Genomic DNA, 26,001 nt, shown 5'->3' with positions numbered 1-26,001 from the left:
TTCAAGATGCAAAGGTTTTGAGCACAAAAAATCATAAATTTGATTTAACCATCGTCAATCTATGGTCGCCTAAGTTCAATAGAAGACGATGATTGAGGATTACAAAATGAAAATCGATAAAGTTGCCGGCGGACATGTACCGCATACAAGCTTACAACAGACAACAAAAAAGCCTCTTGAAGCACCAGTAAGAGCTCAGGTTCAAGAGCACAGTTTCCAAGCCGACACCTCTGCTATCGATAAAGCTCAAAAAGAGATGGCCTCTCTTCCTAATGTTGATATGGAAAAGGTGGAACAGATTCGTAGCGCCTTAACCAAAGGCGAGTTGAGCCTAGATACCAAGGCTTTATCGAAAGCACTAATGCAGTTCCACACTGGTCACGAATAAACCGACTAATGAGGAAATTTGCATGGCTTCACCGACGTCTCAGTTAATTCAAACATTTGTGAAAAGCATCGCAGTTGACATAAAACTCTACCAAGAGTTATTAGTGCTTCTTCAAGAGCAAGCTTCAATCTATTTAACGTTTGACAGTGAAGCATTAAATAACAATATCGCGAAACAAATGCCAATCCTCAATCAGCTCGGTGCCAATGCTACAGAAAGAAGTCTGTGCATGAGAAAGCTACACCTCCCAACGAATGAACAAAGTGTGCAACGTATATTTAATGCGCTTCCTGCAAAACTGAACGTCAAAGCCAGAGCTCAATGGAATACTCTTGAGGGTTTAATTAAGCAGTGCCAAACGTTTAATCAACGCAATGGACAAAGCTCCGCGGCGTTTCATGAGCTAATGAATCAACTCAAACATCCTGTTCAACATACCTATGAAGAACACACCTTCTAACGTCAGTTTGATTCGCCCGCTCTCATTGCAACCATTCCTACACCGAAGGGCGGGCACTTTTTTATTCATAGCAAGTTTGCTTATCTCTCAAGTCGTCTACGGCCAACCTCGCGCTCAAGCGATCCAGCAGCAATTAGCCCTCCTTCAACCCTATCAAGAGCAAATAAACAATCGCCTTACACACTCTCAAATGCTTGTTGGGCACATTGCCGATCGTTTAACGAAGAAATCATTACCTAAATCTTTGATTCTCATTCCTATGCTTGAATCATCTTATAACACCCAAGCAGTATCTCACGCTGGTGCAGCTGGTTTATGGCAGTTAGTACCATCTACCGCTAAACGTTTTGGATTGAGAATAGACGCAACGAAAGACGAAAGATTTAACCCTCATGAAAGTACAGATGCAGCACTCGATTATTTAGCCTTTTTGTACAACAAGTTTGGTGAAGACCTTGCCCTTACCTTAGCGGCATATAACGCAGGGGAAGGGCGTGTTGACAGAGCAATACGGCAAGCTAAAACTAATCAATATTCATCATTAACATTACCAACGGAAACCACTCAATATGTTGCGCGATTTTATGCATTGAACCAGATCGTCAATTTAGGAGAAGTGATCCCCCAACGACTGAAGTCGTTTGCTTTGTTCGGCTCCAACTTTACAGCCAATAATCAACCATTAGTCGACTTAAAACCTCTTCCGCCGTTAATCAACCTATAGTGCTATATACCCAAGTAATCTCGAGATGCTAGGTTCAGCGAGAATGACTGGGTTTGTAGACGAGACGGCGATTTAAAGGTCTAGTGGGTCTAAATCAAGAGTCGACAACAAAGTATACAAGCCAAGACCCTTACTATTTGCAAAGAGTGCCCTTTGGGAGCGTGTCATTGACTCGACTTCTGCGTCAAACAACTTGGAAAGAGCTGGCTATTACGCTGCGTTGTTTTCCTTGACCTCGAATCAATGACAACGCTCTGAATCCTGCATCTTGAAGTCACTTGGGTATACATCTTGTAATTTTATATTTTGTACATGCGTATATTCCAACTCGTGATCTTGGTACAAACATGTTCAAAAAAGTTACGGTATCTTATCTCGAAAGTAAGAATTAGCAGTAGTTAGACTCAAAGTACACAGGTTCTAGCAGTTGGCTTTATGATATCTGTCACTATAGCGATGTAATTGGTGTGTAATCCATCAGGTTAGACCTAATAATTATTTACATAATGAATATAAAACAGCTATTGTTTTTAGAAGTAGATAACTCAAGATGACGCTTCGCTTGCGCGTCTGGAATGAGTCCGGGTTCCGGGGGGGAGCTCGGACTTTTTTATTGGGCGGGGTTTATAGCGTTAGTCGGTGTAATTTACAGCAGCTCTTTTGCGATCAACTGAAGTAAATACGTTTCGCGCTCGATACTCATTCCCTTTTTAGGGCTTTCTGCCATCGTCTTTTCATTATGCGCAATCGCATCATGTACATTCATCCAAACTGGACGCATGCCGTTTTTCACTTCGTAATCTTCATAAGACGTTTCACCTAGCTCACGGTCAATCTTGCACGTGTAGCAGTAAGACGTCATGTGCATCACATCCGCATCGTCTTTGAACCAAGGACGAAACTCTTCAAAGATGCCAAATGGCTTAATATTGTGAATGTTCTTCGCACCAGTCTCTTCTTCGAGTTCACGAACCAAACCTGCAATCACGTCTTCACCTTCATCAATACCACCACCCGGCAGAGTGTAGTCGTGGTAACGCTCAGTGTAGAGGAGAAGAACATCTTCACCATCAAGCACAATGGCACGTGCTGCAGTACGCTGAAAGATGATTTTGTCATCCAAATGTTCGATGTCTGGGTGCGTAGTTGTTTTTAAGTGTCTCATCGCAGGATCCGCTGTGAATGTTTTGCGCGCATACTACCGAAATTCATAACTATTCCCAAGTTTCAATTTGAGCAAGACTACAACAATGCCAGCCAAGATAACCTCGAGATACATGGGTATCCAGACGAACAGTGAGCAAATTCCAAAATTACACAGAATTCCCTTTCAAGCGTCGTGTTTTTAACAAACATAAGACAGTATTTTTCTTAAACTCTCCTATAATCAATACACTACTCGTAATTCCCACGCGGAGATCAAGAATGAAAAAGGCGGCTTTAGTAACGGCAGTGGCGGCAGCAACGGTGCTGGCAGGTTGTTCTACTTATGAAGGTGCAACTCGCTCAAACGAATACACATCAGCAGCAAACCCAGCAGCAGTGTACTGCGTGCAGCAAGGTGGTGAACTAGATACAGTGACAGAAAACGGTGAACGCGTAACTTACTGTCTATTGTCTGAAAATGAGCGTGTTGAGCAGTGGGAATATTACCGTAAAAACCATAAAGAAAATGCTGAGTCGTAATGGTTAACATTTACGCAATCTAAGATTACACAATTCACAATAAAGGAGCTTCATGCTCCTTTTTATTTTCTCTAAATATTCAAGATTTCTGACACTTAGCTCTTTATTTATCAGCCTTACCGCATAGCGACACCATATCGAACAGCGTTTTATTTCTGACATTCCCCTGACATTACTTTCCACTTGGGCAATAAAATCTCTCGCGAAAATCACGAAATTTCACGTTTTTTCCACATTTTTATTGGAGCGGGTGGCCAGGATGAAAACAGATACTGTCAAACAAACTAAATCGGCACAATCCAACATTGTAAACGCACACTCAAAAATTACTGAAGAATCAAAACGCGTTATCTACAAATCGATGTTGAGTGCATTGACCATCATTGCGATTAGTATTCTAGTGAACCTGAGTATTCGCGTAGATTATGTTTTACTGGGCTCTGGGCTCGGTGAAGCTTCTATAACTCAAACGTTACAGCTAATTATGCTCGCTTGTGCTTCTTGGTCGTTTTACCATGTTTCCAAGCAAGACGCTCACTTATCACACGCCGCGATCCTTATCTCTGGCTTTTTCGCGGTATTGATGATTCGCGAAATGGATTACTGGTTCGACATGATTCACCACGGTTCTTGGGTCTTCCCTGCTCTTGCACTAACTGCACTGGCTTGTGCGAAAGCGTACCAAGGCGGTAAAGGCACCGTGAACGAAATGGCTACCATTCTACAATCACCTTACATGAAGCTGCTTATCGGTTCGGTGATCTTGTTGTTGGTGTTCTCCCGCCTATACGGCATGGGCAGCTTCTGGCAACACGTAATGGGCGAGCACTACGTACGCGATGTGAAAAACATCTCAGAAGAAGGTATGGAGCTGTTGTGTTACAGCCTAATCGCGCTAAGTGCCGTACGCACACGTCGCGAACTTAAACGTCAATAAGTTGAAGTGGCTTAACTAGCCATTCGCTTCGGGGTCAAGTTGCAGGTTCAACGCCGTTAATATCGGATGAAACACTGCCAACGCTTGCTCTGCTGCAACCACTGAATCATCAAAGGCCGTCATTTCGATGGCCTTTTTCATATCTGCAATTTGCCCTCGAACTTGAGGCTCTAAATCGAGCGCTTGAAGCTTTTCTATCGCTCCAAGAGCAATGGCTAAAGGCTTTGCTCGTACCTCAGTGAGATCACGTTCAAAGGCACCACGCTTAACTCCCTCAAGATACACGCGGTAAGTCGTGAGTTCATCAAACAACAAAAACGCTTCCGCTAAAACGCCGGTATTTGGGTAAGGCACACTCACATGATGCGAGAGATCGAGTGGAATATTGAGCTTTACCCCCATGTCCGCACAACGCGACTTCAACACGCGCAATAAGCCTTGTTCATCCATTAAGGTTTGAATCTCGATGATGCGCTCTAGGTGATAGTCATTGGAGAGTAATGTGACTTCAATGGTTTGCCCAGTTTCGCAAAGGCCACTTATCAATAATTCCGCAGCGGCATTTTGCATGTTCTGCACCGTATTGAGTGAACGATTCTCGATGATGACCTGCAGCTCTGGAAAGTCGATTTCCCTAGCCTTGGCTAACTGGCAAAAATAACGGTACATCGCATCCGCTTCTGAGACGGTTTGTCCTTGAGTCACACCGCCACAAAAAACCAAAGCAGCCGTCTCAAAACAAAATTCGTTTAAAACATTCAACAGCGCTTCCACGCGTGAGCGACCTTCAGCACTTAACTGATCGTGCACTAAGCGCTTACCTAGAATGATCACTACCTTGTTTAACTTCATTACCCAGATCTCAATTACTCATACTTTAGCGAACAATTTGTATACAAAAATTTGCTTTGCCAATACTCTTTCAGGCATTAACATCTAATTAACAATGTCGTTCTAGAGACCTGAACAAAGGTCCGCAGAGAAAGGAAGTCAATTATGCTGTCGATTTTCGATATTTTTAAGGTCGGTGTCGGTCCATCCAGTTCCCACACCAATGGCCCAATGCTCGCAGGTTACCATTTCACTCAACTACTTAGCGACTCTATGGCGAAAGTGCACAAGGTGCAAGTTGACCTTTACGGTTCTTTATCGCTGACTGGCAAAGGCCACCATACAGACCGTGCCACCGTCCTTGGTTTGATGGGCAATAAGCCCGATACCATTAAAATGACCAGCGCCAAGAGTGCACTGCAACATACTATTGAACATGGCACACTCTCAGTCGCAGGTGTTCATGAAATCGTGTTTAGCTATGATCACGATATTGTCTTCCACAGTGATAACCTCCCTCTTCATGAAAATGGCATGACCATCACGGCTCATGATGCTGCTGGTGATCAGGTGGCGTTTGAAACTTACTACTCCATCGGTGGTGGCTTTATTGCAACCGCAGCCGAGTTGGAAAATGACAGTTCCGAAGCGGAAGTACAGGTACCCTACCCATTCAAATCCGCCGATGAAATGTTAGAAAAAGCGGAGCAAAACGGATTCAGCCTAGGTGGAATGATTCTGCAAAATGAGCGTGCCTTCCGTGAACAGGAAGAGATCGATCAAAAAGCCGAACAGATCTGGAAAGTGATGTCGCTGTGTATGCAACGAGGCTTTGATACCGAAGGTATTCTCGAAGGCGGGTTGAACGTCACGCGCCGAGCACCAAACCTGCTCAAAAAGCTTGAAGCTAACGCAGCAGTAGAAAACGATCCAATGGAGATCATGGATTGGATAAACCTATTTGCTTTCGCAGTAAGTGAAGAAAATGCGGCTGGCGGTCAGGTGGTCACATCACCAACCAACGGCGCAGCTGGCGTCATCCCTGCGGTACTCATGTACTACCATCGTTTCATCAAAGAGCTCGACAACAAACAGCTGAAAGACTTCTTAGCTGTGGCTGGGGCGATTGGTATCTTGTACAAAACCAACGCTTCTATTTCCGGTGCAGAAGTCGGATGTCAGGGCGAAGTAGGCGTTTCTTCCTCTATGGCAGCAGCAGGCTTAACCGCACTGCGCGGAGGCAGCAATGAGCAGATATGTATTGCCGCAGAGATCGCTATGGAGCACTCACTAGGCATGACTTGTGACCCAATTGGCGGTTTGGTTCAGGTGCCGTGTATTGAGCGAAATGCGATGGGCGCGATGAAGGCCATTAACGCATCACGTATGGCACTGAAACGCACCAGCAAATGCCTTATTTCATTAGATAAAGTTATCGAAACCATGTACCAAACAGGCAAAGACATGAATAAGAAATATCGTGAGACATCACTTGGTGGACTCGCGGTGATTCATATGGCTCCACCATGCGAATAGCATACTTTATATCAGTTTTTGCTAATTAATATTTTTCATTGTTGGCGGACAAAATTCCGCCAACGCCTTTGTCCGTGTATAAAAATCAGCCTGCCTCTCGCTTCTCTTCATTCTGCTTATTAATTCAGCGACTTTTCAAAACCTTAAAAAACACAAAAGAATAATAGTCTTATAAATTGTTATTTTTTAGTCATTTATTCACATAATTTTCAGTTGATCTAGAACAACACATTAGCGAGGCAAACGTTTCGCATTAGAAATTTTAGTGCATTAATTTCGTTTTATGCGACAATTGTTTCAATATGTAACATAGCGTTTAAGTAACATTTAACAGAAATAATAACTACCTTTCTCGCAATAGTGAGTATTTAATTATGTGGAATAAACTAAATAAATCTATGATGTTCTGCCAAATGATGTTTGGCTTATCATTTTACGGCGTGTTAGTCAGTCTGACGCGTTTCTTCTTAGAGGATCTGAATTACAACGAAGCTGATACCATGATGATCGTCGGTGCATTTTCGGCGATTGGCCCCCTATTTGCGATTGCTGGCGGGTTCATCGCTGACAAATTTTTAGGTGCTTACCGCTCTCTATCGATTGCCTTCTTAGCATTCGCATCTGGTTACGCGCTGCTTGTTCTTGGTGCTTCGGCTACCAACGTACCACTCTCTATGTGTGGTATCGCACTAGCAAGCTACGGCCGTGGTTTGATGTCACCTTCCTACCCTAGCTTGTACAAGCGTACCTTCAAGTCTCAAGAAGACTTCGAGAAAGGCTACCCAATCAACTACTCAGTGAACAACATTGGTGCCTTCCTAGGCCAATACTTGTTCCCTATGATTGTGCTGATCATCGGCTTTAATGGTGGTTTCACTATTTCTGCAGTGATGGCTGGCGCCGCATTGGTGATGCTAATTGTGTTCCGCAAAGGCTTGGTTGGCGTGGCTTCTGATCTAGATCGTCAAAGCGTAAGCATGAAGAACTGGATTTTCTTCGCGATCATCTCAGCGGCGATGATTGCACTGGTATTCTTCATGTTCTCTAACATGGATATCGGTCAAAACATCGTTTACGCCATCGGCGGTGCAGCGATTCTTTACTTTGTTTCTTTGATGTTGAAAGCAAGCAAAGCGGAATCATTGAAGATGGGTACCATCCTGATCGTGACTTTCCTTACCACGTGTTTCTTCGTTTATTACGGTCAAATGATGACTTCAATGAACATGGTAGCGATCAACACTCTGAAAGGTTCTCTATTTGGCTTCATCCCTCTAGAGCCTGAAGCAGCAATGGCAATGAACCCACTATGGTGTATGGTTGGTGGCCCTATCGTTGCTGGCTTCTTTGGCATGCTAGAAAAACGCGACATTCACCTATCAACAGCGACTAAGATTGCATTGGCATTCGTGCTAACCGCTATCGCATTCGGCATCCTTACGTTCGCAGTAACAACTGTTGGCGAAGACGTCATCATCATGCCTGAAATCTTCCTTGCGATTCACTTCTTCCAAGCAATTGCTGAAGTTATCGTTGGTTCAATGGTTGTTGCGTTCATTCTATCTGTGGCACCTAAGCACATCGAAAACTTCTCAGTAAGCTTGTTCTCTGTAGCAATCGCGCTAAGTGGTATCGTAGGTGCTGCATTCTCTACGTCTATCGCACTAGAGAAAGGCCAAGAGATCACGCAAGAAATCGTACAACACGTTTACGGTGACTACTTCCAACTGCTGACTATCCTAGCGGTGGTAATGGTGGCTATCGCACTTGGTGCATCGTTCATCATTCGTAAGATGCTTGAAGTAGCAAAACAAAGTGAAGCTGAATTGGAAGTGGTTGAGCAAAACTAATTCTCTCAGCATCAAACAAAAAACGGAAGCCAAGTGGCTTCCGTTTTTTTATCAACAGAGAAAGGGAGGGAGAAATCATTAAGCGGTTAAGGTAACCATCAGATAACCGTTGAGTGCCAGTACTAAAGTAACGATAACCATACCTGCGTAAGAGACCCATTTGTTGTTTTTGAACTCACCCATCAAGCGTTCGCTGTTGGTAAAGATAAGCAATGGGATAATCGCCAGCGCAATACCAAAGCTCAATACCACTTGGCTCATCACCAAGATATCGGTGGTGTTCATGCCCAAACCAATCACCACAAACGAAGGTGCCATAGTAATAAAGCGTCGTACCCACATTGGAATAGAGAAGCGTACAAAACCTTGCATCACCACCTGACCTGCCATTGTGCCAACGACGGTAGAAGACAAGCCTGAAGCAATCAACGAGACACCAAACAACACAGATGCGGCTTTACCTACCAGTGGTGTTAGCGTCATGTATGCCGTTTCAATTTCCGCCACATGTTGGTTGCCCGAGTAATGGAACACGGCAGCGGCCATCGCCACAATCGCGATATTCACAAAGCCTGCAATCACCATCGCAATCAACACATCAAAGCGAGTGGTGCGAAGGCGAGTTTTAATGCTTTCGCCATAGCTGTTTTTGAACAAAGCAGAATGAAGATAGATCACGTGAGGCATTACAGTCGCGCCTAGAATACCCGCAGCAAGGTAGATTTGATGGGAATCCGTAAAGGTTGGGGTTAGCAGACCTTTCACCATTTCACCGCCCGCAGGATGCGCAAAAAACAGTTCAGCAATGTAGATAACCGCCACCAACATCAAAAGTGAACCAATCACGACTTCTAGCGGTTTTTGACCTTTCTGGTTAAGCATCAAAATCATCACGGTTGCTACCGCAGTGATCATCGCACCTTCCATTAAGCTAATTCCAAACACCAACTGAAAGCCGACTGCTGCACCGATAAACTCGGCAAGGTCTGTCGCTATCGCGATGATTTCAGCTTGGATCCAGTAGAAGCCCACCGCCCATTTATTCGGTAAGTGGTCACGTAGATGCTCTGCTAGGTTTTTGCCTGTGACGATACCTAGCTTGGCGGATAAATACTGAATCAACATCGCCATTAGGTTTGCCCATAGCACTACCCAAAGTAGCTGGTAACCAAATGAAGATCCTGATTCAATATTTGTCGCAAAGTTGCCTGGGTCGATGTAACCAATCGCCGCAATGAACACCGGGCCTAACATCAGCATTTTGCGTTTGATTTTATTGAATGCCGAAACTTTTGATGTTGTGGCGGCATCTAAATGTATGGATGCACTATTTATCGATGCATTGCTCATGACGATATTCCTCTCTAGTCGATGAGAAGAATCATACGCCCACCCAAATGAGAATCAATATCATTTAGGTGCGCAAAAACGGTAATTAAGATTTCAACAATTAATTTTTAACTATCGATAAACAAAAGCTATCAAAGATTTCTGTTGAATTTGGCTTGCCATCGACCAAAAACAACAATGCCGCGTTGGACGCGGCATTGAAAGCGGGGGGATGGTTTCGATTACTTAGTCGCGACGGCCGCGCAATTGAATCGGTTGGTTGGAAGCGTCTGTTTGAATCATCACGCCACCGTAAGTAGCGTCATTACGACCTTTAAGAGTCAGGTTAGAATCCGCGCGCTCCACATTAACTTGGTTTGTTTGGCTAGTTGCCATATCAATGGTACCCGTGTATGAGCCATCGCCAGCGAATGCTACATTCATAGAACAAGCCATTAAGCCTACTAGTGCGATTAGTTTTTTCATACGTCACCTCGATTATTTGTGGTACATCGTTTCGATGAAGAAACTGTAGCAACAGTTCCAAAGTAGCACGAGGAAAACCCGAATTTACCAAATGGAAATCCTCGGTCAAAAAATGCTTTTCTGCCATAAACTTAGAATTGACCATCCCCTGTCTTTTTTTATAAGAGGCGGAGTTATGATGCCGTGGCAACGTTGGCTGGAGTAAAAGAATGACAATGAATCTAGATATGCAAAACGTCTTGGTATTAAAACGCATGTATGAACTGCGTAACGTTCGTTTAGTGGCAGAGTCGATGGGGAAAACCTCAGGTGCCATCAGTAAGAACTTAACCAAGATGAAAGCGCAACTGGACGATCCTTTGTTCATTCAAACCAAAAATGGCTTTGAGCCGACCTCGTTTGTTGAAGCCAACATGCCTCACTTTGAACAGATCCTCGCCAGTGTAGACGCCATTAAGCCACAGCAGTTCTCACCAGATTTATTTACGGGAGAAGTCGCCATCTATGCCAACACACTGTTTTGGGATCGATTCGGTGACAAGCTTTATCTCGAACTACTCAAGCAAGCACCGCACGCCAGCTATGCCTTTTTAAGATGGGGGGCGGATGCGCTCAATCGCATCATTGAAGGTGAGAATGCCATTGCTATTCACTACTTTGATGAAGACCTGCCTCAATCCATCGCTCAAAAAGAACTGGGTCGAGGGAAAGCCGTCTTCTTTGTTAAAGAAGATCACCCTGCACAAGATTTTCAATCTTTGAGCGATTACACGTTTGTTCTGTTCAAAACACCGGGGTGGAACGATCACAAATACCCGCTTTTGGATCGATTGAGAAACATCGGTTTTCACGTTGAGCCCAAAGTTGAGATTGAGCACCCTGCGATGATTCACAGCATTATCATGAACACCGACCATTTCGGTATTACCATGAGTGGTAACGTTCCTGAATCATGTCGCAGTATCGAGCTACCAAACGGGCTGGAACTTGGCGTGAGCTTTGTGATGAGCTGCCGACGTTCTCAGCAGCATGACCCACAAAATCAATGGTTGTTTGATGTGATTCAATCCATCATTAAGCAGCATTCAAAGCCAGATTAAAATTTGATTTCACCGAGTACCCCGAGCGTAATAGCTTGGTGATGCTTATTAATGTACTCAATATCTTGCAAGTAAGCGGTGTGGTGACAGTCCTCCATATTGGCTTGGAACTGAGCATCGCCCTTCGCAGCCATTGACCGCATGTGGTCTACCAACGCCGTCAAACGCAACGTCATTACCTCGACCAACTCTTCACGCTCTAATCGAGTACAACCATAAGCATCACAGAAAATCTTGGCTCTGCGAATTTGCTCCTCAAGCGTACCCATTTTGTCATTTTCATCGGTCTTAAATGGTGCCCAGCCATAAACAGACATCGCAATATCCCAGATGCGAGGAGCTGGATGAGCCGTATCAAAATCGAATACTCCCACCACAACATCGCCCTCTAACGCGACGTTATAAGGCATAAAATCACCATGGCAAATCACCTCTTTTGGAGAGCGTGAAGGCAGCATCCAGTGATGGACATCTTGTGTATTAAGCTTAAGGAAACTTTCAGAGGCATCATGAAAACGACGTAGTAGTTTAGCGGCGGATTTCAGCGCCATTAACGAGCTAATTGGCTCTTCTAACGGGTAGTTGTAAGTCTCGCCTTCAACGAAAGTCAGCAGCTCTTTTCCTCCCTCGATGGAGACGGCTTTTGGGCAAGCAGCAAAGCCGTGGCTGTGGAGATGTTGAAGTAGTTGATGAACCGTCATCGTCCAATGACTGGCAGGCCGGCTAACGAGCTCTCCCTTACGATAAATGGCATTCTCTCTGCCACCTTCTAACGCTTCCATTACAGCTCCTTGATGCTCAGAGCGTGCGCTCTGTGAGTGATGACGACATGAAACGTACTCCCATCATATTAGCACTCAAATTTTAATATAAGAGTTTGAAAATGTTTCAGATTGTTAGATTGTCAGCAATCATTGCTTGTATTGTGATTGAGCCCTAAGATTGTGCGTGTAGACTTTGCCTTAACCACTCGATAAATGCCTTCACTTGCGGCCTTTCTTCACCACGAACAATCATGTGATGCGCACCTCGGCTTGGCATCGACCAATCTCCAATTTGCACCAACGAGCCTTGCTGAAGATGATCCTCGACCAATAAGTCTCTTACAAGCAAAATGCCCAGTTGATTCACTGCAGCTTCAATCGCTAACAGAGAGTGCTCAAACTCTCCTGTGAGCTTCACCCCTTTACATTCAACACCTTGATACGCTAACCAACCCTGCCACGTTTCTTGGTAGCCTCCCGTAGCTAACTTAGGCAAGCGAGCAAGATCAGATAAGTGAGAAATGGGATTAAGATGCAAAAAGCCAGGGCTTGCCACTACAATCCAATTTTCTTGTGTCAGTTGAATGGCTTGCTGTGACTGCCAATCGCCATAACCGTTAATGATCTCCACATCAGCGATATCACTGTTGCTCGGCATTGCGTTGGCCGTGGTAGAGACTTTAAAACTCACTTTAGGATGTTGGCGATGAAAATCCGCCAGTCGTGGCATTAGCCATTGAGAGCAAAAGCTGTGTGCCACGTGTAACGTTAACTGCGCCTGCTTTTGTCGGGAGAAAAGATGTTGGGTTGCAGCAGAAAGACTCTGAAAGACGTGACTTACCACAGGTAAATAATTATGAGCAGCTTGAGTGAGATTGAGCTGAGCACCATTGCGTTCAAACAAGGTGGCGTCTAAGTACACTTCGAGAGATTTAACCTGCTGACTGACCGCCGCACGGGTGACATTGAGCTCTTCTGCCGCCTTGGTAAAGCTTTGCAATCGAGCGGTTGCTTCAAACGCTTTGAGAGATTTGAGTGGCGGTAGGTTTTGCATATCAGGCTCCAGACGAAAAAATAAGAAAATACTATGACGGAGCTGTGACAGATAAATGAAGGGGAAACAAAAAAGCCAGCGTCAGACGCTGGCTTTTAAAGTTACTGATTCAATAATGAATTATTGAGCAGCTTCTTCAGTTTGGTATTGGAACGCAGGAACAACAACTTCTACACGACGGTTCTCCTCACGACCTTCGCGAGTTTCGTTGCTAGCTACTGAGTTAGCTTCGCCCATACCTTTAACAGTCATACGGTCTGCAGCGATACCTTCAGCTTGGAAGTGATCAGCAACTGCTTGTGCACGCTTCTCAGTTAGCTGTTGGTTGTAAGCTTCAGAACCCGTTGTATCACTGTAGCCAGAGATTTCAACTTGAGCTTGTGGGTAAGTGTTCATTAGCTCTACAGTACCGTTGAACGCAGAAGCGTCTTGTAGTTCAGCGCTTTCTAGGCCGAATTGTACTGTTGCTGTTTGAGCTGGGTATTCGTTCTCAACGATGCGAGTCGCTGGACGAGTTTCAACTACTTCTTTAGCAACTTCTTCTTGAGCAACTGGCTCAGAACCAAACTTGTAGTTGAAGCCAATACCGAAGAAGTCTGCATCCATATCGTTGATAATGTCATCAGACATATCTTGGTAACGTTGGTACTCAGCGCGTAGGCTCCAGTTGTAGTTGATTTGGTATTCAGCACCTAGAGAGCCAGTTGGTACGAAATCTTTCTCGTCGCCAGCTATCATGTATGCTGCACCTACTTTAGCAAATAGGTTCCAAGAATCAGTTAGAGGAAGGTTGAACTTAGGAGCTAGAGTTAGCGCCCATAGGTCACCGTCAACTGTGTTTTTGCCAGCTTTGTTGAAGTTAGCTGTGAAGTTACCTAGGTAATCAACACCGTATTCAGCTGCAACGTATTCGTTGAAGTTGTAACCAATGTGCATACCAGCAGCGAAGCTGTCGTCATCGCATGGAGCGTCTAGGTGACATGCGTCGTTTAGAGCGTTGTAACCAAGTTTACCGCCGATGTATGTATCAGCAAGAGCAACATTTGACATTGCGCCACCAGCAAGAACGGTAGCCACTGCAAGAGCAATCTTTTTCATTATTTTTTCCTTTATGCGAAGGTGACCCGATTACTTTCCGCAGCATACGCTGCCATCAAGAAAGTCAGAACCTGCACTGTTTTTAGTAATTAAAACTACGCCAACAACCTCTATTAACGCATCATCGCACGACGCTCTAACTGGTATGTTTCCATTAGGAGCGCTGGTTGGAATTTTGATACACCTATCTGCCACGTCTTATCTCAAGCGTTTAAACCTGAACGATTGGGGTGATAGATAACGATGAGTAAACCTCTGTAGGTACAAGATTCCGCGAGAAAAATCATCCGGATTCTATCTTGTATTGACATAGCAAACTTAAAACTAATTTAACTGGCTGTGCCTACTTTCAACCTTACACCAAGGCTGTTATCCCTATGAGAAGTTATAATTTTTGTGACGAAAATCTCGTAATGGACTTTAACAGAATAAGCATCGCTAAATTAAATTAGATTTTTTATCGACACGATAAGCCCAACTTATCAAAACTCACATAACCATCAGAAATTGCAGCTTTTTTGTTTAAAGCGCTTAGAAAGTAGTTCGTCAATAGAGAACATGGAAAGAATAGTGGCAGAAAAGACAGCCCGTAAAGTACGGGCTGTGAACGGATTGCGTTAAATTTTGTCAGAGACCGCCAATGTTGCAGCCAAAACATCCTGTCCAAACAAGACACTACGCTCAGGAGACCAACCGTATAGAGGGTCTGGATGGTTGTTATTGTCTTTGAATGGCATCTCAATCGTGTAAGACAAACACTTGAATTGCTCTGCCACCCAGTTAGAGCCAACGGTTAGGTTCGCTTTACCCGGTTCATCTTTGTCGTAACCGATCTCGTCTTGGAACTCTGGTGTAATCGTCAGAAGTGCTTGTTTAAACGCGTTTTCCAACTCAGCCATGCCTTCGCCATAAGAAGGAATACCTTCAGAGCCCGCCACAAAGTTGTACGGGATAGCTTCATCACCATGAATATCTAGGAACATATCCACGCCAGTTTCTAGCATGCGCTCACGAACCAAGAAGACTTCTGGACTCTTTTCCATTGATGGCGTTTGCCACTCACGGTTTAGGTTTACGCCAACCGCGTTGGTACGTAGGTGGCCACGCACACCGCCGTCTGGGTTCATGTTTGGTACAACATAAAGTACTGCTTTTTCAAGCAATGCACGCGCAACCGTATCGTTCTCATCAAGCAGACGTTGGATCATGCCTTCCATGAACCATTCTGCCATCGTCTCACCTGGATGCTGACGTGCAATCATCCAGATTTTCTTTTTGCCTTCTTCTGGCTCACCGAAAGTAAGCAAGCTCATGTCATTGCCATCTAGCGTATGACCAAGCGTCTCTAGTTGGCAGTGGTGCGCGCTTTGTGCCATGTGTAACAGGTCTAGGTGACGGTCGTACGTGTAAGGTGCAAAGTACGCGAAGTAAATTGAGCTGCGCTCAGGGATAACAGTGAAAGTCAGCGTGTCGCCATCGAACTCTGCCGGTACTCGGAACCACTCTTCACGATCGTAAGACGCAGCCACGTCGTAACCTTGCCAACCTTCTGGGTAAGCCGATTTCGCAAGATCAAGAAGTTTGATGGTGTGTGATTGCTCGGCTTCTGTCTCTAGACGGAAGTGGAACCACTGGTAGAATTCCGACATGTTGTCGTTAGGAATTTTGAGTTGGATGTCGTTTTTATGGTCCGCTTTCACTACGTGAATGCTGCCGCTGTCAAAGTTGCTGAATACTTTCATTTTATTACTCACCTTTTGCATCTGAGCTTGAAAGACTGAGGCTAACACAAAGGGAAGAGGTGCCTCTAACACTTTCACTTCTTCCCTATTCGTTTGCGATCAAAATATTCAGTTTAGTCGAGCTTATCCGCTTTGCCTGCTGGTCCCGCGAGTTTCGCTAGCCACTTATCCCAGATGAATGGCTTCTGCTCGTTATCTTCTGCTTCCTCTTTTCGACGTACTGCGTTGCGTACCATCATCGCTCCCGTCCATCTGAACGGCTCTGGCGGGAAATGCCCCAACGGCCCTTTGGCTAAACCGCTTTTCGTCCATTCATTCTCGATTCCCAATACCAATGAAGATAAGATCTTTCCGCCCATTCGAGTCTGCGCTACCCCATTACCCGAATAACCAAAGCCATAAAAGATATTGCTTTGGTTATCTAACTCACCGAAGAATGGAAAACCAGTTGCGGAGCGATCTGAACCGCCCGTCCATGAATAAGCGAACTCAGCCCCTTTCAAACGCGGGAACAACTTATCGAACGACTTACGCAGTAGCTCTTGATAGCGTGTCGGCTTGTTGAACATCGCGTTGACTTGGTTGTTGAAAGAGAACTGATTGCCGCCTTTCCCCAACATCAAACGCCCATCTGGCGTATCTCGGTAATAGTGGACGAAGATACGTGAATCCAACACGCTAGAACCGGCCTGCCAACCAGATTGAGTCAGCGCGTCACCAAGCGGTTTGGTGATCACCATGTCGGAAGAGACCACCACAATACTGCTTTTGAATTGCTTAAACTGCTCCACCATCCATGCGTTTAATGCCAACACAACCTGCTGCGCTTGAACATTTCCTGTAGGTGTACAGACAGTGGCAGGTTTTCCATAATCTAAACGCGTCATCGGCGTATTCTCATAGATCTCAACACCCAACTCCATTGCGACGCGTCTTAATCCTCTCGCCAATAAAGCAGGCTGAACGCTGGCAGCAACTGGAGAATGATAGCCTTCTATATTACGCGGCGACCCCGCATTGGCACGCAGCTCCTCAGTTTGGCAATGGCGCCAACTGTTCACTTCCAAACGCTTTAACTCGTCCACAACTGGCTGCATTCCCCCAGTTTGAGCGTGGTTGGTTGCCGTGTAATAAACCCCTTTCAATGATAATTGCGCATCGATGTGGTGCTGCTGACAAAAGTCGTCAATCTCTAGCACGGCTTGTTCCGACTCTTTTACCAACCAAGCGGCATGTTCTTCACCGAATAAGCGCTTCAAGGTCGGAAATTTTGTAGACCAAGTCAGCATACAGCCGCCGTTTGCGCCTGATGCACCACTGCCGCACAAGCCTTTTTCAATCACGACTACCTGTTTTTCCGGCGATTGCTGCTTGATCATGATCGCAGTCCAAAGACCGGTGTAACCACCGCCGACAATAGCGACATCTGCTTGGATATTTTGTTGAAGTGGTTTAGCGGTTTCTGGCTGCTCAATTTCAAGCGCTTGCTTAAACCAATATGAAGGGTGAGTCATTCGATATCCTTTGTAAAAGTGACGCACACAACCGTGCTTTGTCACCACTTTACAAACCTACCGAATATTCAACGAGCTAGAAAAACTTACGCTGAGCGTTAGAAAATATTTATGAGATATTATATTCAAGAAACACATTCACCAAGAATATACATTTCTTAATAAAAAAGGGGAGCAAATGCTCCCCAAAAATAATAGAACGAATATACAACAAGGATTAAACAGGCAATAGAGTTATAAATGCTAGCGAATAAATTAACTAACGATTACCAGGTTCACGCATGCGGTATTCGTATTTCACATTCAATATTGGTTGGTATGCGATTTGACCGTTATCTTGCAAGAATTCATCTACTGTTACTTTCGCATTAGTAATAGAGAAAGACTGGCGGTCTACGATATCAAATGAGCTTTTGAACTCGTCTCTTAGCTGCGCTGACGACTTGCTTTGATAGTTCTTAATCATTTCAAAGCCCATGTCGTAAGCGGCTTGTTTACTATCTACAACATTACCATGAATGGTTCTGCTGTTATTAGTCCATTGGTAACCACCAGCAATAGCAGCGATTGGAGTAGCGGTTAATGCGATAAGACTTGCTAGAGTGATTAAACGTTTCATAATGTGCTCCTTACTTACCTTTTAAATATCGAGTTCCAAATACTCGATTAATGTAGGGTACGTATAGAGACCGATGAGATTATATTTTAATTTCAAAATAGGGAAAAAGTTCGAAATACTAAATATCACCAAAGAGCATGTGGCTACATAGTTACGCTACTAGTCATTTACTTACTTATAGTTACCTAATCTTAGTATATTAATGCCCCAAAAATCCCCGCCACGATCGAAGTAACGCCAAGCCCTCGGGTGAGATACCATTTCTCAGACAGAAACCAAATCCCCATAAACAATCCAAACACAATGCTGATTTGCCTTAGCGCCACGACCAAGCTGACGTTGTCTGTCATGGTCATCGCAAACAGCACCAAGCCGTAGGTGGATGCCATCATTACCCCTGACATGCTGGCTGTTTTGCGGATCTGCCACGCTGTCTTAATCTCATCTGGCTTGCCCGTAACTAAGCACCACACAAGTGCAGGAATACCAATTGCCCAAAACTGCACACCCAAGTAGAAGATTGCACTGTACTGATCATTCAAGATCTCTGATGCTTGTCCTGTGAGTAAACTCAGCGCTTCTTTGTCGACCACCGAGTAACCCGTTGTGCCTATTGCGGCAATCAATGCCCAGAACACACCAACGTTCAAATAAGAGCTCAACGTCATTTGACGAAAATTTGTCAGTGGTACCAGCATACAACCAAGAGTAATTAGTAAGAATCCAAACCACTGCTGACTGGATAATTCATGTCCCAATGCAACACTGATTGCGCCGACCATCATCACAGGCAGTGCCCGAGCAATCGGATAAACCACCCCCACATCAGCGTGCTTATAAGCGACAATCAAACCAACCAGATAAACCATTTGTGAAATGCCGCTAATGAACAGCAATCCCCAAAACTCACTCGGCAATGATGTCCAGCCAATGGTTGCCAAATACCAAATCAAATAAGGGGTAAGAATGAAACATGCAGAAAAGCTGGCGGCCATGGTAAACGCGAGCCCTGACCCAGAGTTGCTTTTGCCAAGGATATTCCAGCCCGCATGAAGAACAGCAGAGAAAACGACGAGACCAATCGCCAACAAATCCATTTCAATGTTCCTGTCTGAATAAAATAAAGGCCCCGAGATGGAGCCTTAGATGATGGGAAAATCCACTTAGCGATTGAGTTCCGCCAGAGATTCAATGCTGATGGCATCGTGTCGCCAATACTCGATATCGCAATCAATCAATTCACCGTGCTGGTTGTAGTTGATGCGCTCCACTACCATCGCTGGCGTACCGGCTGTCGCACGCAGTGCCTGAGCCATTTCACCCAACAAAGTGCTGGTTGAAATGCGGTAGCGAATCTTTTGATACGTCACGCCATAATGATCGCGGTAAATATCCGTCAGTGAGTTTGACAAATCATAGTCCAGCAGATTCGGAAACAGCTCTGGGCGAATATAGTTTGTTACGAATACTACAGGTCTATCTTCAAGGTATCGCACACGGTCGACTCGATACACGTCCGAGAAAGGTTGCAAGTCCAGCAAGCGTGCCGCTTGTTTGTTTGCCAACGTTCCTTTTGCTGCGACCAACTCCGTTTTTGGCACGCGATTTTGCGCTTTCGCCATGTTCGGGAAGTTCAGAGTTTGGGTTGGGTCGTAACGCAATGGCTCGGGTGAGATAAACCAACCTCGGCGATCTTCGCGATAGATTCGACCTTCTGCTTCCAGCAGTGATAAAGCTTCACGCAGAGTGACGCGTGTAGTATCGAACGACTCCGCCAACTTACGCTCTGCTGGCAGTTTTTGACGCGGCGATAGCATGCCCGCTTCAATCTGTTCAACAATCGAATCTTTAATTTTTACGTATTGCACGAAGTGTCCTTATCTTTTGCGCCAAGCTTGTGTGCGATTCTCTAACAATTTACCCAAAGTCATCTGAACAATCTTCGCAATTGCGGCAGCCATCATGATCATCACAGCCATCGCTGCTGCAGCGCCAGTTTGACCTGCATCGTCCATATTCAGAATCGAGACCGAAGCCGGAATCGTATCGGTTGAGTAAAGGAATACTACCGCAGAAGTGGTGGTCAATGCATTAACAAACAAATAAGTCGCAATGTCCAAAATCGCCGGTAAACACACAGGTAATGTCACTTTAAAGAACAACTTGTATTGAGGAAGCTTCACCGATGCCGCCGTGGCTTCAATCTCCGATGGCAACTGCTTTAGCGCTGTCAGGGCTGTCATGTGACCCACGGTGTAGTAATGCACTACCGTGTTAATCACCAAGAATGCCATGGTGCCATAAAGCACATTCAGAGGATTGTTCGCGTCATTGAAGTAAAAGATGTAACCCAAGCCAAGCACCATACCAGGAACCGCCATTGGCACCACGCTGAGCATTTGCATCACCTGACGAATTGGACCAAACGCACGCCCTTTCTCAATGCAGTAAGCACCGACAAAGATGATGGCTGTACCGATCACTGCCGTCCAACCAGCCAGTGTTAGTGAGTTGAAGAATGGGCTCCAACCGTAAGTGCTCATTTCGGCAAAGTTGTAGTTGTTTAACGTTAGAGCTTTGTTCCAAGGCCAGAACGTAACTAACGAGCCATACACTGCCATGCCTAGCACTGCCAACACTGCGATAGAAATGATGCTGCAGTAAACCAAACAAATGCTGTCGCGCGCTTTGTTGGGTTCAGGCTGATAAGGCACTGAACGTGTGTCGAATAAGCTCTTTTGCTTTTTCTGAACCCAGCGGTCTGCGCCGAACGCCATTACCGCAGGGAATAGAAGCATAATGCTGGTCACCGCCCCCATGGCAAAGTTTTGTTGTCCCACAACTTGCTTGAAGATATCAGTCGCCAGAACGTTGTAGCTTCCACCAATCACTTTCGGCACACCAAAGTCCGTGATAACCAGCGTAAAGACCACGATAAGCGTACTGATCAAACCGTATTTCGCCGCAGGTAACGTCACCATAAAGAAGGTTTTGATGGGTGAAGTTTTCAGTGCGCGGGCTGCTTCATACAAGCGAGCATCAGAAGTGCGCAGCGAAGTGGTTAAGATCATCAATGCATGAGGAAAGGTCCAGAAGATCAAACCCATCGAGATACCAATCACGCCGTAAATCGAGTTTCCTAACAGCATCTCTTTAGCAATGCCTTGATTCCCGAAAAGGAAGATCAAACTGATCGCTGGTAGCAACGAAGGCGCAAGGATCGGCGCAGTACCTAGGATTTGAAACAAACCTTTAAACGGCATGCATGAACGAGTCAGCGCGTAGGCATAACCGAACGCAAGCACACCCACTACCGAGGTCACAATCACGCCCAAAGTGAAGGTGTTTCCCACCGACACCCACAAGCTTGAAGAAGAAAAGTACGTCGCAAAGTTTGCCAGACCGACAAATTCGCCATTGGCATTTTGCACACTCTTGGTCAACATTGCCCAAAGCGGCATTGAGATGAACAGCACCATCATGGTCGACAAACCAGCGAGCAAACCGAACAACACAAGGTTATCGCGGCTAACACGTCCGAGTAAGGATTTTGTTTTGTCTTGTGTAGTCAGGCTATTCATCGTCATTGTCTTCGCATCCATGTTTACACCTACGCCGCTAGTGCTTTATCAACCGAGGGCACGGCGTAACCATGCAGCCCTTCTTCAGCAAACTGGATGTAACGTACATCGCCCGCCTTGATATTGAGTTTTTGAACCGTTTCCACAGGAACATCCACGACGATGGTTTTCGTTGAGCTGTCGTTTTGCAATACGCAATCAATGCGGAAAAACGCCCCCAGAAACTCGGTTGCGGTAACTCGCACAGGTAAAGAGTTGGTGTAGTTTTCAACGAACTTGATGCTTTCAGGGCGCACCGCAAGGTCGAAGCGGTCACCACGTTGAATCTTACGATTGGTCAAGCTTGGCGCTGACATCAGGGTTTCGGCAATCCGTACTTGGGAGTCCGTTGCGACTGAGGTTTCAATAAAGTTCATGCTGCCGACAAATTCAGCAACAAAGCGCGTTGCTGGTTGTTGGTAGATTTCTTGAGGTGTGCCAACTTGCTCAATCACACCATGGTTCATTACCACGATCCGATCCGCCATCGATAACGCTTCATCCTGATCGTGCGTAACCATGATGGTGGTGATGCCCAGTTTACGTTGCAGCTTACAAATCTCATCACGTAAGTGAACACGTACTTTTGCATCCAGCGCTGACAGCGGCTCATCAAGTAGCAGTAGACCCGGAGACAACGCTAATGCACGAGCCAAAGCAACACGCTGCTGCTGACCACCAGAAAGTTGGTTAGGGAATTTCTCGCCAGAGGTTGGAAGACCAATGGTTTCTAGCCAGTAATCCACCTTCTCTAACGCTTCTTTGGTCGACATACCTTGGTTTTTCAAACCCACCGCAATGTTCTCTTGCACAGTTAGGTTCGGAAACAGTGCGTAAGATTGGAATACGATGCCGAAATCGCGCTTTTCTGGTGGCAAGAATGTGGTCTCTTGACCGTTTTGAAAAATCGCACCAGACGTTGGCAAGTCTAAACCTGCAATGGCACGTAGCAGAGTGGTTTTACCGCAGCCAGAAGGACCAAGAAAACAAACGAACTCGCCCTTTTCAATCGCTAGCGAGATTTTCTTTAATGCAGTGAACTGTCCGAATTGCTTCACTACATTTTCGATATTTAGGTAATGTTGGTTAGTTGACATAACACACGCTCCAAATGGTATATACCAACCTTAGTTTTGGAGTGTTACGTTCCAATGACAAATTTATAGCCAGAAGATGACAAATAGATGAAGGGTGATGAGGTTTGTTTCTACGCTTGCAACCCCCTCCAACTCCCCCTTTTCTCGATATGCTTTGCCACGCATTTGAATGTTGTTATCAAGGAGGAGAGCTGTTCTTTTCTGCGGTAAGCTCTGTTCTTTCCCAACGTAATTCTGAAGGAGTCTAGGCGAGTATTCCGAATCTACTTGAAGCGCGTTGGATGTTGCATTGTGAATTAAATTATCCGTGAATACAGAACCAGTCTCTCCCCTTTACCAGCATGACTATTGTAGTCCCACGAAGTTAAAGCCAAGGGGAGGTTAGGTGGGGTTGCTTAACGTCGAGGTAGGTGCTTGCAACCCCCTCCAACTCCCCCTTTTCTCGACATGCTTTGCCAAGCATTTAAATGTGGTTATCAAGGGGGAGAGTTTTTCTTTGCTGCGGTGCGCTCCGTGCTTTCCCAACGTCATTCTGAAAGAGCCTAGGCGAGTATTCAGAATCTACTTGAAGCGCGTTAGATGTTGCATTGTGAATTAAACTATCTGTGAACGCAGAACCAGTCCCTCCCCTTTTCCAGCGTGACTGTTGTAGTCCCCAGAAGTTAAAGCCAAGGGGAGGTTAGGTGGGGTTGCTGCTTTTAAGCTTTTGACTTTCGCCTCTTACAGAAACAAAAAATCCACCTCAACCGAGGTGGATTTCAGTATTCAACTCAAAGCAAATTCAATTAAGACTTTGGCTCTGATTTCGCGTCGAACTTCTCAGACCATGCTGCTAGAATCTCTGCACGCTTGCTGCCCATTTGCGCGAAGTCCATCTTCGCCATGTTCTCTTGAACGTTCGGGAAGTTAGACACGGTCGCTTTCACTTCTTTATGTGCAACCACTGGGTACATTTCTACGTAAAGCTCGTTTGCCGCTTTAGAGATTGACCAGTCGACAACACGTTTCGCTGCATCAGACTCTTTTACTAGACCAACGGCTTCTGATTCCCAGCCGATGCCTTTTGGTGTGATCACCGCTAGTGGCGCACCTTGTGTTTTCAGCTTCGCGCCGCGGCTCGCCATCGAAATACCGATAGCCACTTCCCCCATACCCGCTTGAACACATGGCTTAGAACCAGAGTGCGTGTAGTGCGCAATGTTTTTGTCTAAGTCACGCATGTAGTTCCATGCCTGATCTTCACCCATGTTTTGTAGCCAAGCAGAAACCTGCATGTAGCCAGTACCTGAAGACGCTGGGTTCGGCATTGCAATGTGACCTTTGTAAACCGGCTTTGTTAGGTCTTCCCAAGACGTTGGTTTCGGTAGGTTAAGTTGTTTCGCTACCGCTTCGTTGAAACAAACTGCGTTAAAGAACGCATCGTTACCGAACCAAGCTTGGTTTGATTGAGGGTCGTTTAGGTTCGCGTGCAGCTCTTCCAAACCTTTTGGTGTGTAAGGCTTAAGAAGACCCTCATCTTTAAGCAGTGCCATTGACGAGCCAGCAAGACCCCAAACCACTTCCGCTTGAGGGTTGTTCTTTTCTGCCAGCAATTTCGCCGTCATGATACCGGTGGAATCGCGAACCCACTTAATCTTGATATCTGGGTTATCTTTCTCAAACGCAGACTTGTATTTCGCAAGAATGTCAGTTTCGAAAGCGGTGTAAACCGTGACTTCCTGTGCTGCCATTGCATTCGTAGCTAGCAGAGAGACAAGTGCAGCCAGCGATCCTTTCATCAAACGGTTTTTCATCATTTTCTCCAGTTAATTTGGCTAAGTTTTCATTTGGTCTGTACCAGTTGACGATATACACCCTACTGAGCCTTTGTGACGAATTCATGACCATTAAATGGCAGTTTTACGAAAATTATCGATGAATAATCGTTCAATTGATCCGCCATTTTCTGGATATTAAAGTTTTATGAAATTGGAGATTCGCCTATTTACTGCCCTTTTCTTCCTCGCTAGAGTGAACTTGAAATTTGGTGTAGACCAATTGGCCTATTCTGATGGAAATCGAGATGAAAAACGAATACCTACTACTGACTCCAGGTCCTCTATCTACTTCTGAAACAGTACGTGAAGCCATGCTAAAAGACTGGTGTACTTGGGATGATGAATACAACAAAGACATTGTAGAAGTGATCCGCACTAAGCTTGTAAAACTGGCGACGGAGCAAGACGGCTACACCAGCGTACTAATGCAAGGTAGCGGCACCGCATCAGTCGAAGCAACGATTGGCAGTGCCATTGGTAAAGATGGAAAATTGTTGGTTGTCGACAACGGTGCTTACGGTGCGCGTATCGCTCAGATCGCTGATTACCTAAATATTCCATGCCATGTAGTTTCCCCAGGCGAAACATCACAGCCACACTTGAACGAGGTGGAAACTGCATTGGCATCGGATCCTGCGATCACACACGTGGCGATTGTTCACTGTGAGACAACCACTGGCATGCTGAATCCAATTGAGGCATTTGCTTCTGCGGCAAAAGCACACGGTAAAGTCGTGATTCTCGATGCCATGTCGAGCTTTGGTGGCATTCCTATCGATATCGCAGAGCTAGGCATCGATTTTATGATCAGCTCTGCAAACAAATGTATTCAAGGCGTACCGGGTTTTGGCTTTGTGATTGCGAAACAAACTGAGCTAGAAAAGTGCCAAGGTCAGGCGCGTTCTTTGAGCCTTGATCTTTACGACCAGTGGCACTGTATGGAAGTGAACCACGGCAAATGGCGTTTCACGTCTCCAACGCACACAGTTCGCGCTTTCTATCAAGCATTGCTAGAACTGGAACAAGAAGGCGGCATTGAGGCTCGTCATCACCGTTACCAAACTAACCAGAAAACACTGGTTGCAGGAATGCGTTCTCTGGGGTTCGAACCACTACTGAGTGATGACCTTCATTCGCCAATCATCACTTCTTTCTACTCTCCGACGCACAGTGATTACCAGTTCAAAGCGTTCTACACACGTTTGAAAGAGCAGGGCTTCGTGATTTATCCGGGTAAAGTATCGAACGCAGATTGCTTCCGCATCGGCAACATTGGCGAAGTTTACCCAGCAGATATCGAGCGCTTAATCGGTGCGATTGAAAAAGCAATGTACTGGCAAGTTGCTTAA

General features: G+C 45.4%; 24 protein-coding genes. 9 read left to right on the top strand and 15 right to left on the bottom strand.

The window, feature by feature from the left end; all coding sequences use genetic code 11:
• Positions 1–106 precede the first annotated feature (106 nt).
• From flgM to KIV41_RS19670, 3 genes are read left to right on the top strand one after another with little or no spacing between them, the layout of a single operon-like run.
• Positions 107–388 (top strand): flagellar biosynthesis anti-sigma factor FlgM, encoded by a 282-nt coding sequence (gene flgM / locus KIV41_RS19680; protein WP_010450816.1) that lies wholly within the window; start codon positions 107–109, stop codon positions 386–388.
• Positions 389–410: 22 nt separating this feature from the next.
• Complete coding sequence (flgN, locus tag KIV41_RS19675; protein ID WP_010450813.1) at positions 411–848, top strand: flagellar export chaperone FlgN; 438 nt, start codon at positions 411–413, stop codon at positions 846–848.
• Entirely contained in the window at positions 829–1,572 is a 744-nt protein-coding gene (locus KIV41_RS19670; protein WP_285337538.1) for a lytic transglycosylase domain-containing protein, read from the top strand. The genes flgN and KIV41_RS19670 overlap by 20 nt, the downstream gene beginning before the upstream one ends.
• A 646-nt stretch (positions 1,573–2,218) precedes the next feature.
• Here KIV41_RS19670 and KIV41_RS19665 read toward each other — a convergent pair.
• Positions 2,219–2,737, bottom strand: coding sequence for an NUDIX hydrolase (locus tag KIV41_RS19665; protein WP_010450809.1), 519 nt, complete (start codon positions 2,735–2,737; stop codon positions 2,219–2,221).
• Between the two features lie 260 nt (positions 2,738–2,997).
• On the opposite strand from KIV41_RS19665, the gene KIV41_RS19660 reads away from it, so the two are divergent.
• Together KIV41_RS19660 and KIV41_RS19655 are read left to right on the top strand one after the other, a co-directional pair.
• The gene (locus KIV41_RS19660) at positions 2,998–3,258 is read left to right on the top strand and encodes a DUF333 domain-containing protein (RefSeq protein ID WP_010450807.1); all 261 of its coding nucleotides are present in this window, start codon (positions 2,998–3,000) and stop codon (positions 3,256–3,258) included.
• 259 nt (positions 3,259–3,517) lie between these two features.
• Positions 3,518–4,195, top strand: a complete 678-nt coding sequence (locus KIV41_RS19655; RefSeq protein ID WP_010450804.1) for a hypothetical protein — start codon at positions 3,518–3,520, stop codon at positions 4,193–4,195.
• A 15-nt stretch (positions 4,196–4,210) separates the two neighbouring features.
• Here KIV41_RS19655 and KIV41_RS19650 read toward each other — a convergent pair whose 3' ends face one another.
• A complete protein-coding gene (locus KIV41_RS19650; RefSeq protein WP_285337537.1) occupies positions 4,211–5,047 on the bottom strand; it encodes a YdcF family protein in 837 nt (278 codons plus the stop codon).
• A 144-nt stretch (positions 5,048–5,191) separates the two neighbouring features.
• On the opposite strand from KIV41_RS19650, the gene KIV41_RS19645 reads away from it, so the two are divergent.
• Positions 5,192–6,562 (top strand): L-serine ammonia-lyase, encoded by a 1,371-nt coding sequence (locus tag KIV41_RS19645; RefSeq protein ID WP_285337536.1) that lies wholly within the window; start codon positions 5,192–5,194, stop codon positions 6,560–6,562.
• Positions 6,563–6,936: 374 nt separating this feature from the next.
• Positions 6,937–8,412 carry a peptide MFS transporter gene (locus KIV41_RS19640; protein ID WP_045390889.1) on the top strand — a complete coding sequence of 492 codons (1,476 nt, stop codon included), beginning with the start codon at positions 6,937–6,939 and terminating at the stop codon, positions 8,410–8,412.
• 78 nt (positions 8,413–8,490) lie between these two features.
• On the opposite strand, the gene KIV41_RS19635 is transcribed toward KIV41_RS19640, so the two are convergent.
• Positions 8,491–9,762, bottom strand: coding sequence for an Nramp family divalent metal transporter (locus tag KIV41_RS19635; RefSeq protein WP_285337535.1), 1,272 nt, complete (start codon positions 9,760–9,762; stop codon positions 8,491–8,493).
• 225 nt (positions 9,763–9,987) lie between these two features.
• The gene (locus KIV41_RS19630; protein ID WP_009705043.1) at positions 9,988–10,227 is read right to left on the bottom strand and encodes a hypothetical protein; all 240 of its coding nucleotides are present in this window, start codon (positions 10,225–10,227) and stop codon (positions 9,988–9,990) included.
• Between the two features lie 209 nt (positions 10,228–10,436).
• On the opposite strand from KIV41_RS19630, the gene KIV41_RS19625 reads away from it, so the two are divergent.
• Entirely contained in the window at positions 10,437–11,327 is an 891-nt protein-coding gene (locus KIV41_RS19625) for a LysR family transcriptional regulator (protein ID WP_285337534.1), read from the top strand.
• Here the strand turns inward: KIV41_RS19625 and KIV41_RS19620 are convergent.
• The 11 genes from KIV41_RS19620 to KIV41_RS19570 form a co-directional block, all read right to left on the bottom strand.
• A complete protein-coding gene (locus KIV41_RS19620; RefSeq protein ID WP_171357466.1) occupies positions 11,324–12,109 on the bottom strand; it encodes a phosphotransferase enzyme family protein in 786 nt (261 codons plus the stop codon). The two genes, KIV41_RS19625 and KIV41_RS19620, sit on opposite strands and share 4 nt — an antisense overlap.
• Before the next feature lie 154 nt (positions 12,110–12,263).
• Positions 12,264–13,145, bottom strand: coding sequence for a LysR substrate-binding domain-containing protein (locus KIV41_RS19615; RefSeq protein ID WP_285337533.1), 882 nt, complete (start codon positions 13,143–13,145; stop codon positions 12,264–12,266).
• A gap of 120 nt (positions 13,146–13,265) precedes the next feature.
• A complete protein-coding gene (locus KIV41_RS19610) occupies positions 13,266–14,243 on the bottom strand; it encodes an outer membrane beta-barrel protein (protein WP_285337532.1) in 978 nt (325 codons plus the stop codon).
• Between the two features lie 617 nt (positions 14,244–14,860).
• Positions 14,861–15,985: a M14-type cytosolic carboxypeptidase gene (locus tag KIV41_RS19605; protein WP_285337531.1), complete on the bottom strand. Its 1,125-nt coding sequence runs from the start codon at positions 15,983–15,985 to the stop codon at positions 14,861–14,863.
• 113 nt (positions 15,986–16,098) lie between these two features.
• The gene (locus KIV41_RS19600; protein WP_285337530.1) at positions 16,099–17,499 is read right to left on the bottom strand and encodes an FAD-dependent oxidoreductase; all 1,401 of its coding nucleotides are present in this window, start codon (positions 17,497–17,499) and stop codon (positions 16,099–16,101) included.
• A gap of 259 nt (positions 17,500–17,758) precedes the next feature.
• Positions 17,759–18,118, bottom strand: a complete 360-nt coding sequence (locus KIV41_RS19595; protein ID WP_005442378.1) for a DUF3316 domain-containing protein — start codon at positions 18,116–18,118, stop codon at positions 17,759–17,761.
• Positions 18,119–18,309: 191 nt separating this feature from the next.
• Positions 18,310–19,215 (bottom strand): EamA family transporter, encoded by a 906-nt coding sequence (locus KIV41_RS19590; RefSeq protein WP_285337529.1) that lies wholly within the window; start codon positions 19,213–19,215, stop codon positions 18,310–18,312.
• Between the two features lie 66 nt (positions 19,216–19,281).
• Positions 19,282–19,986 (bottom strand): phosphonate utilization transcriptional regulator PhnR, encoded by a 705-nt coding sequence (gene phnR / locus KIV41_RS19585; protein WP_005442366.1) that lies wholly within the window; start codon positions 19,984–19,986, stop codon positions 19,282–19,284.
• A gap of 9 nt (positions 19,987–19,995) precedes the next feature.
• Positions 19,996–21,720, bottom strand: coding sequence for a putative 2-aminoethylphosphonate ABC transporter permease subunit (locus KIV41_RS19580; RefSeq protein ID WP_285337528.1), 1,725 nt, complete (start codon positions 21,718–21,720; stop codon positions 19,996–19,998).
• A gap of 8 nt (positions 21,721–21,728) precedes the next feature.
• A complete protein-coding gene (locus KIV41_RS19575) occupies positions 21,729–22,835 on the bottom strand; it encodes a putative 2-aminoethylphosphonate ABC transporter ATP-binding protein (RefSeq protein WP_005535044.1) in 1,107 nt (368 codons plus the stop codon).
• Positions 22,836–23,620: 785 nt separating this feature from the next.
• Entirely contained in the window at positions 23,621–24,631 is a 1,011-nt protein-coding gene (locus KIV41_RS19570) for a putative 2-aminoethylphosphonate ABC transporter substrate-binding protein (RefSeq protein WP_005384363.1), read from the bottom strand.
• A gap of 266 nt (positions 24,632–24,897) precedes the next feature.
• Between KIV41_RS19570 and phnW the strand changes: the two genes are divergently transcribed.
• Entirely contained in the window at positions 24,898–26,001 is a 1,104-nt protein-coding gene (phnW, locus tag KIV41_RS19565; RefSeq protein ID WP_045457715.1) for a 2-aminoethylphosphonate--pyruvate transaminase, read from the top strand.

It is taken from the genome of Vibrio sp. D401a, from assembly GCF_030248515.1.
GTDB lineage: Bacteria > Pseudomonadota > Gammaproteobacteria > Enterobacterales > Vibrionaceae > Vibrio > Vibrio rotiferianus.
The sequence above is the reverse complement of the archived record's forward strand: the minus strand, read 5'-3'. Positions and strand labels throughout refer to the sequence as shown.